Annotated in this window: 7 protein-coding genes; 5 read left to right on the top strand and 2 right to left on the bottom strand. The window is 46.7% G+C overall.

The features are described 5' to 3' along the window. Positions 1-785 (top strand): GAF domain-containing protein (locus V7051_RS13720; protein WP_333875689.1); only part of this gene is annotated, 785 nt, incomplete at its 5' end. Here the strand turns inward: V7051_RS13720 and aat are convergent. Together aat and trxB are read right to left on the bottom strand one after the other, a co-directional pair. Then, entirely contained in the window at positions 779-1,474 is a 696-nt protein-coding gene (aat, locus tag V7051_RS13715; protein ID WP_333875688.1) for a leucyl/phenylalanyl-tRNA--protein transferase, read from the bottom strand. The two genes, V7051_RS13720 and aat, sit on opposite strands and share 7 nt — an antisense overlap. A 64-nt stretch (positions 1,475-1,538) precedes the next feature. Further along, positions 1,539-2,495, bottom strand: a complete 957-nt coding sequence (trxB, locus tag V7051_RS13710) for a thioredoxin-disulfide reductase (RefSeq protein ID WP_333875686.1) — start codon at positions 2,493-2,495, stop codon at positions 1,539-1,541. 203 nt (positions 2,496-2,698) lie between these two features. On the opposite strand from trxB, the gene V7051_RS13705 reads away from it, so the two are divergent. The 4 genes from V7051_RS13705 to hrcA all read left to right on the top strand — a co-directional run bounded on the left by V7051_RS13705 (position 2,699) and on the right by hrcA (position 6,641). Continuing rightward, positions 2,699-4,993, top strand: coding sequence for a DNA translocase FtsK (locus V7051_RS13705; RefSeq protein ID WP_333875684.1), 2,295 nt, complete (start codon positions 2,699-2,701; stop codon positions 4,991-4,993). A gap of 2 nt (positions 4,994-4,995) precedes the next feature. Then, positions 4,996-5,172: a hypothetical protein gene (locus V7051_RS13700; RefSeq protein WP_333875683.1), complete on the top strand. Its 177-nt coding sequence runs from the start codon at positions 4,996-4,998 to the stop codon at positions 5,170-5,172. 146 nt (positions 5,173-5,318) lie between these two features. Further along, positions 5,319-5,429: a CBS domain-containing protein gene (locus V7051_RS24680; protein ID WP_442919661.1), complete on the top strand. Its 111-nt coding sequence runs from the start codon at positions 5,319-5,321 to the stop codon at positions 5,427-5,429. Positions 5,430-5,585: 156 nt separating this feature from the next. Beyond that, on the top strand, positions 5,586-6,641 hold the full coding sequence (gene hrcA / locus V7051_RS13695; protein WP_333875681.1) for a heat-inducible transcriptional repressor HrcA: 1,056 nt from the start codon (positions 5,586-5,588) through the stop codon (positions 6,639-6,641). Positions 6,642-6,654: the final 13 nt, after the last annotated feature.

Here is a 6,654-nt window from a genome sequence, read left to right as displayed (position 1 = left end):
GCAGAGGTCGCCACCTTTATTCAAGTTCGCCATACACCAGATTTATTTATACCTCGATTGAAGTTCTTACCAAGCAGCCGCAAAAAGTTATCATTGAAAAGCTTCAGAATAATACCGTCACCGCCTCTGATATGGCTTGTCAATTTGGCGCCATTGATGCCGCCATGCTCATTCAAAGTCGTCTAAATAAAGCTGTCGACCTAGAGCAGTCATTGCCGGTTGTTGATAAAAAACAACTGCAACTGCATATTTCGCAGGACATAGTGTCAATAATAAGTGATCAATTTGACATCAATTTGTTACTTGAGACAGTGCTTGAGGGGATTCATCGGGGTATCGGTATGGATCGAACTATTTTTTCTTTGTTAGTCACCGACAAGCAGTCTCTTAAAGAAAGGCTGTCTTTGGGTTGGCGCAAAGACGCATATGAGCACAAGGTCATTTTCAATATCGCGGAAACACCACCCAATATTTTTTTTCATGTTTTGGCAGGTACTCAGGCTTTCTGGGCTAAACCTTTGGTTAATGCCAAGTTGTATACACTCCGGGATATTAATGTAGTTGGAAAAAACGAATGTTTTATTATGCCGGTTTTTTTCAACAAGATACCGATTGGCTTGATTTATACTGATCGGGCAATAAGTAACGAACCGTTAACTGAAGAAGATTTTAATGCGTTTAAATATTTTGCCCAACAGGCCAACATAGGCCTTGCGATGTATCGTATGCAACGCATAGTTAATGGAAAAAAAGATAGCGGCATTGACCAGAGCGGCAGTTATTGAGCTTGCCAGGCGGACGGCTTGGCAGGAACGTCGCAATATTGGTCGAGTAACTTTATAAAATAATCCCGGCTGATTTCCTGGGCGCCAAGACTTTCCAAGTGCTTTGTATGGACTTGGCAGTCCACCACTCGGTAATCCCAAGACTTAAGCAGCTGAACCAAAGTAACGAAAGCTACTTTGGAAGCATCGGTTCTGGTGTGAAACATCGATTCGCCCAAAAAAACCTGTCCCAGTGCGACACCGTATAACCCGCCAACCAATTCATCGCCAATCCATGTTTCAACCGAATGGGCAAATCCTGCTTGATGCAGTTGATTGTATGCAGCGTTGATTTCTGCTGTGATCCAAGTGCCTGCGCTGTCTTTGCGGGGATTCGCACAGGCAGTAATGACTTCATTAAAAGCCTGGTCAAACGTTACTGAAAAAATATTTTTCCGTAAGGTTTTACGCAAGCTGTGGGAAATAACCAGTTTATCGGGAAATAAAACCAAGCGGGGGTCCGGCGACCACCATAAGATAGGTTCGCCGCGGTTATACCAGGGAAATATTCCATGCCGGTAAGCATTTAACAACCGATTTTGGGACAGGCATCCCCCTATGGCAAGTAAACCGTCCGGTTCGCGGAGGGCTTGGCTTGCCAGTGGAAAATCTTGCTGTGGATTTTTCGGGTCAAGAACAGTCAGTCGCATAGCTTGACTTGATTTAAGGCATGAAACTGAAAAGTCAGGTCAGGCATTAAACCCAAATTACCGCTCAACCGACTAATTCATCGAGGAATTTTTCTGCATCCAGCGCCGCCATACAGCCTGCGCCTGCTGAAGTAATGGCTTGTTTATAAACCGAGTCCATTACATCGCCCGCAGCAAATACGCCTTCAACGCTGGTTGCGGTGGCGTTGCCGTGAATACCGCTTTTGACTTTAATATAGCCGTGCTCCATATCCAGCTGGCCTTCAAAAATACCGGTATTGGGAGTGTGGCCAATGGCTATAAATACACCATGTACATCCAGTTCTTTGGTCGAGCCGTCTTGAGTGTTCTTGATTCTAAGGCCGGTAACACCCATGTCGTCGCCCAGTACTTCATCAAGCTGGTAATTCCACTCAATGTTGACATTGCCGTTTTGAGATTTTTCAATCAGCTTGTCGGAAAGGATCTTTTCGGAACGGAATTTATCTCGGCGATGCACGACAACGACTTTTGAGGCAATATTAGATAAATAAAGCGCTTCTTCAACAGCCGTATTGCCGCCGCCGATGACCGCAACGGGTTTGTTTCTGTAGAAAAAACCGTCGCAGGTAGCGCAAGCCGATACGCCTTTGCCTTTGAAAGCTTCCTCGGATTCCATGCCTAAATAACGCGCTGAGGCGCCGGTTGCAATAATCAGCGCATCACAGGTGTAAGTGCCTGAATCGCCAGATAATGTAAACGGACGAGCGGACAGATCGGCAGTGTGTATGTGGTCGAAAATTATTTCGGTATTAAAGCGTTCGGCATGTTTAAGCATTCTCTCCATGAGTGCGGGCCCTTGCAAGCCTTCAATATCGCCGGGCCAGTTATCTACTTCGGTCGTTGTAGTTAACTGGCCGCCTTGTTGCATACCCGTAATGATAACCGGATTCATGTTGGCGCGCGCGGCATAGATTGCGGCGGTATAACCGGCAGGACCGGAGCCGAGAATCAAAAGACGGCAATGTTTGGACTCACTCATTAAAAATCCTTTGCACTAGGCAAGACTGAAAAAAATTAATTATGAAGAGGAAAGCGTGTTTCGTAAACTGTTTTATCAGTATAGTCGGCGGGTAATGGCAGAAATGAGAGCTGGAGTTTATTGTGGATATTACTAATGTAAAACATATCATTATTGATCTATAATTATGTTTTATTAGTAATTTATGTGACGAGTTGTTAAATATGGCTGCTGTAATGGAAGAAAAAACCTTTCGCGGTTTGCGTGAAGTTGCTTTATTAGGCTTCATCGCAGGTGCATTATTTTTTTTAATTTCGCTGATCACTTTTAGTAACGAGGATGCAGGCTGGACGCATAGCGGATCAGTGCAGACAGTCTCTAACGCGTGCGGGGTTTTTGGCGCATGGATCGCCGATTTCATGCTCAGCTGTTTCGGTTTAGTCGCTTATCTGTTTCCGGTCATTATCTTCTGGCAAGGTTACCTGATTTACACCCGAGGCAGACAAGGACGCGAAAAGATGGTTGTCGCGCTGCAATGGATAGGCTCTATAGCGACCATTATTTCAGGTGCTGCATTATTAAATTTATATTTATTAAGGATAGGGATAGAACTGCCCAGCAACACCGGCGGCATTTTAGGCCAGGAAACCGGCAATGCGTTGCTGGTAGTATTCGGTAATTCAGGGGCAACGCTATTCTTACTGGTAATTTTATTGGCCGGGGTTACTTTGGTTACCGGCCTGTCATGGGTCGCGCTAATAGATGTCATCGGCAAATACACCGTATTTATATGCCGGGTTTTCTGTAATAGCGTTCTGGGTTTGTTGCAGGAGCATTCGGCCAATCGCACCCAGATGAATCGCCCCCAGACGTTGGTCAATAATCAAGGAAGGCCGGAACTTAAGAAAAAAATCAGCGCTAAAGTCATACCGACTATCGAAAAACCTGTAGAAAAAATAACAAAAAACACGCTTCCACCTAAAAAACAGCCGACCGTTAAATATGATGCCAGCAAAGGCGTGTTGCCTTCTCTGGAGTTACTGGATCACCGAGATACGCGCGTTATCGGATATTCACAGACCGATCTGGAAGAAATGTCGCGCTTGGTGGAAGACATTCTCGCCGATTTTAATGTCGTCGTCTCTGTGGTTGGTTTTCATCCAGGTCCTGTCATCACCCGTTTTGAAATACAACCGGCGGCTGGTGTTAAAGTCAGCCGCATTAGCACATTATCCAAAGATTTGGCCAGAGCGTTGTCGGTCACCAGTGTTCGAATCGTTGAAATTATCCCCGGTAAATCGGTAGTCGGTCTTGAAATTCCCAACCGGGAACGCGAAATGGTGACTTTGCGCGAATTGTTGGTGTCGGCACCGTTCGAAAAGTCCAAGTCCATGCTGACCCTGGCAATGGGCAAGGATATTTCCGGCACGCCGATGGTTGCCGATCTTGGCAAAATGCCCCATGCACTGGTTGCAGGTACCACAGGTTCAGGTAAGTCGGTCGCTATTAACACCATGATCCTCAGTCTGCTTTATAAAGCAACTCCGGAACAGGTGCGCTTGATCATGATCGACCCGAAGATGCTGGAGTTATCGGTTTATGAAGGTATTCCACATTTATTGACTCCCGTCGTAACCGATATGAAGGAAGCCAGCAACGCGCTACGTTGGGCGGTTGCCGAAATGGAAAGACGCTATAAGCTAATGTCTAAAATGGGTGTCAGAAACTTGGCCGGATTCAATCAATTGGTAGAAGACGCGACAGCAAGAGGCGAGACCATCAGAGACCCGATGTTCCAAATGATCAATCCGTTGGAGGAAGGGGAAGAGTATCCCACCTTGAATACCCTGCCCAGCATCGTCATTGTTATCGACGAATTAGCCGATATGATGATGATTGTCGGTAAAAAGGTGGAAGAACTGATCGCACGTCTGGCGCAAAAAGCCCGAGCGGCCGGTATCCATTTGATTCTTGCGACCCAGCGCCCATCGGTTGACGTATTGACCGGTTTGATCAAAGCCAACGTACCGACCCGGATTTCATTCCAGGTGTCATCACGCATCGACTCACGCACCATTCTTGATCAAGGCGGCGCCGAAACCTTGTTGGGCAACGGTGACATGCTGTTTTTACCTTCAGGAACCAGCATACCAATTCGTGCTCACGGCGCATTTGTCGACGACCATGAAGTGCATCGAGTGGTCGAATTTTTAAAACAAACCGCGCCGCCTGATTATTTGGAGGACATCACCCGCGATTCTTCCGATTCCAGCGATGGCTACAGTATGGGCGGCGGTGGCGGCAATGGCGATTCCGAAGCGGATGCTTTGTATGATGAAGCCGTGCAATTTGTTACCGAAACTCGTAAAGCCTCAATATCCAGCGTACAAAGACGCTTTAAAGTCGGTTACAACCGTGCCGCAACCATGATCGAAGGCATGGAAGCGGCCGGTGTTGTCAGTCCCGCGGAAAGCAATGGGTCAAGAGTCGTGCTGGCGCCCCCTCCGGTAAGAGATTAACAATGAATATTGCATCGATCGGAGTCGTCATCGCGCTGATGGCGACTCTGGGCGGTATCGTTATTATCAGGCGTAATTCTTCTGAACAACCCATACAAGTCAAAGCCGTTCTTTTCGGACTTTATTTCTGGGGATTGGTGTTTTTGCAGTTGGTTATATACGGCTCATTCTTGAGCTAAAGTGCAGCTGATTCTGGGCATTAGTCAGGCTGCATGCGCTCATAAAAGCACTTCTTTGGGTGCTCATTTTACTTGGCAGAGATTTGCGCTCAACAGAGTGCGAGTCATGATGCTGCGCGACAGGGTCGGGACGTGCGTATGTACAAATTATTGAGGTTGGCCCGCATACGCCTGCCAAGGACGCGGCTAAGCTAATGTTGAAGAATAAAATTCATCACATTGTCATAACAGAAAATAAAGTAAAATTGTTTGGGTAAGAGAGCGGTAGTTTTGAGATGGCAAGACTTACTCCGTAGTAAAAAACTAAGCATTAACCAACCTTTTAGGCTTGTTGACAATAGTTCGGTGAGCTGATACTTTGCTCCGCTGGCACTCGTATTAATGGAGTGCTAATCTTAGTTGCAGAGGTTGGTGTGAGTAATACGCAAGTTTTAAATGAGCGGTCGCTACAGCTATTAAAAGCGCTGGTCGAGCGTTATATCAATGATGGCCAGCCTGTGGGTTCGCGGGCCTTATCAAAAGATTCGGATTTAAATTTAAGTCCGGCGACTATTCGTAATGTCATGGCCGATCTGGAAGACCTGGGGCTGGTACATTCGCCGCATACTTCGGCAGGACGGGTGCCTACGGTCAGCGGTTACCGCCTGTTTGTTGACAGTTTATTGACGGTCAAGCCTCTGGAATCGAAAGACTTGACCCGGTTACATCAAGGCTTATCTTTAAGCGAGGACACTAATGATGCAATCGGCGTCGCTTCGCGTCTGCTGTCGGAATTGTCGCAGATGGCCGGGGTAGTGACTTTGCCCAAAAGAGAGCTGGTCTGTCTACGCCATATCGAGTTCCTGTCTTTATCTCACACCCGCGTATTAGTCATTTTTGTTACCAATGAGCAGGAAGTCCATAACAAAATCATCCATACCTCCAAAGTATTCAGCCCCGCCGAATTACAACAGGCGGCCAATTATTTGAATTCGATTTATTCCGGGCGTAGCCTTAATGCGGTGCGCAAAGCTGTTTTAAAAGAGTTGCAGGAAGACCAGGAACGCATGAATCAAGGCATGCTGGATGCGGTAAAAATGGCGCAGCTGGCGTTCGATCAGGACAATAAAAAAGATGATTATGTGCTGACCGGCGAAACCAATTTAATGGGTTTTTCCGAGCTATCCGACATGGATCGACTAAAAAATCTGTTTGAAGCATTCAGCCAAAAGCAGGGCGTTATTCATTTGCTGGATCAATGCATGAAAGCCGATGGCGTACAGATATTTATCGGCGAAGAATCCGGCTACCGGGCTTTTGATCGTTGCAGCTTGGTGACCTCATCGTATTCGGTTAGCGATGAAGTGGTCGGGGTACTCGGCGTCATTGGGCCGACGCGTATGGCCTACGAGAAAATCATTCCCTTTGTTGATGTAACGGCAAAATTGTTGGGCGCCGCCTTGAATCCAAAATCAACGACCCCACTATAAATAATGTCTTTTT

Source organism: Methylobacter sp. (assembly GCF_036845245.1).
Taxonomy (GTDB): domain Bacteria; phylum Pseudomonadota; class Gammaproteobacteria; order Methylococcales; family Methylomonadaceae; genus Methylobacter_A.
This window is presented reverse-complemented; position numbering and strand designations above follow the sequence as displayed.

Excerpts from the sequence above, each read along its gene's own strand:
- aat (WP_333875688.1), bottom strand. The coding sequence starts at position 1,474 with ATGCGACTGACTGTTCTTGACCCGAAAAATCCACAGCAAGATTTTCCA.
- trxB (WP_333875686.1), bottom strand. The coding sequence starts at position 2,495 with ATGAGTGAGTCCAAACATTGCCGTCTTTTGATTCTCGGCTCCGGTCCT.
- V7051_RS13705 (WP_333875684.1), top strand. The coding sequence starts at position 2,699 with ATGGCTGCTGTAATGGAAGAAAAAACCTTTCGCGGTTTGCGTGAAGTT.
- V7051_RS13700 (WP_333875683.1), top strand. The coding sequence starts at position 4,996 with ATGAATATTGCATCGATCGGAGTCGTCATCGCGCTGATGGCGACTCTG.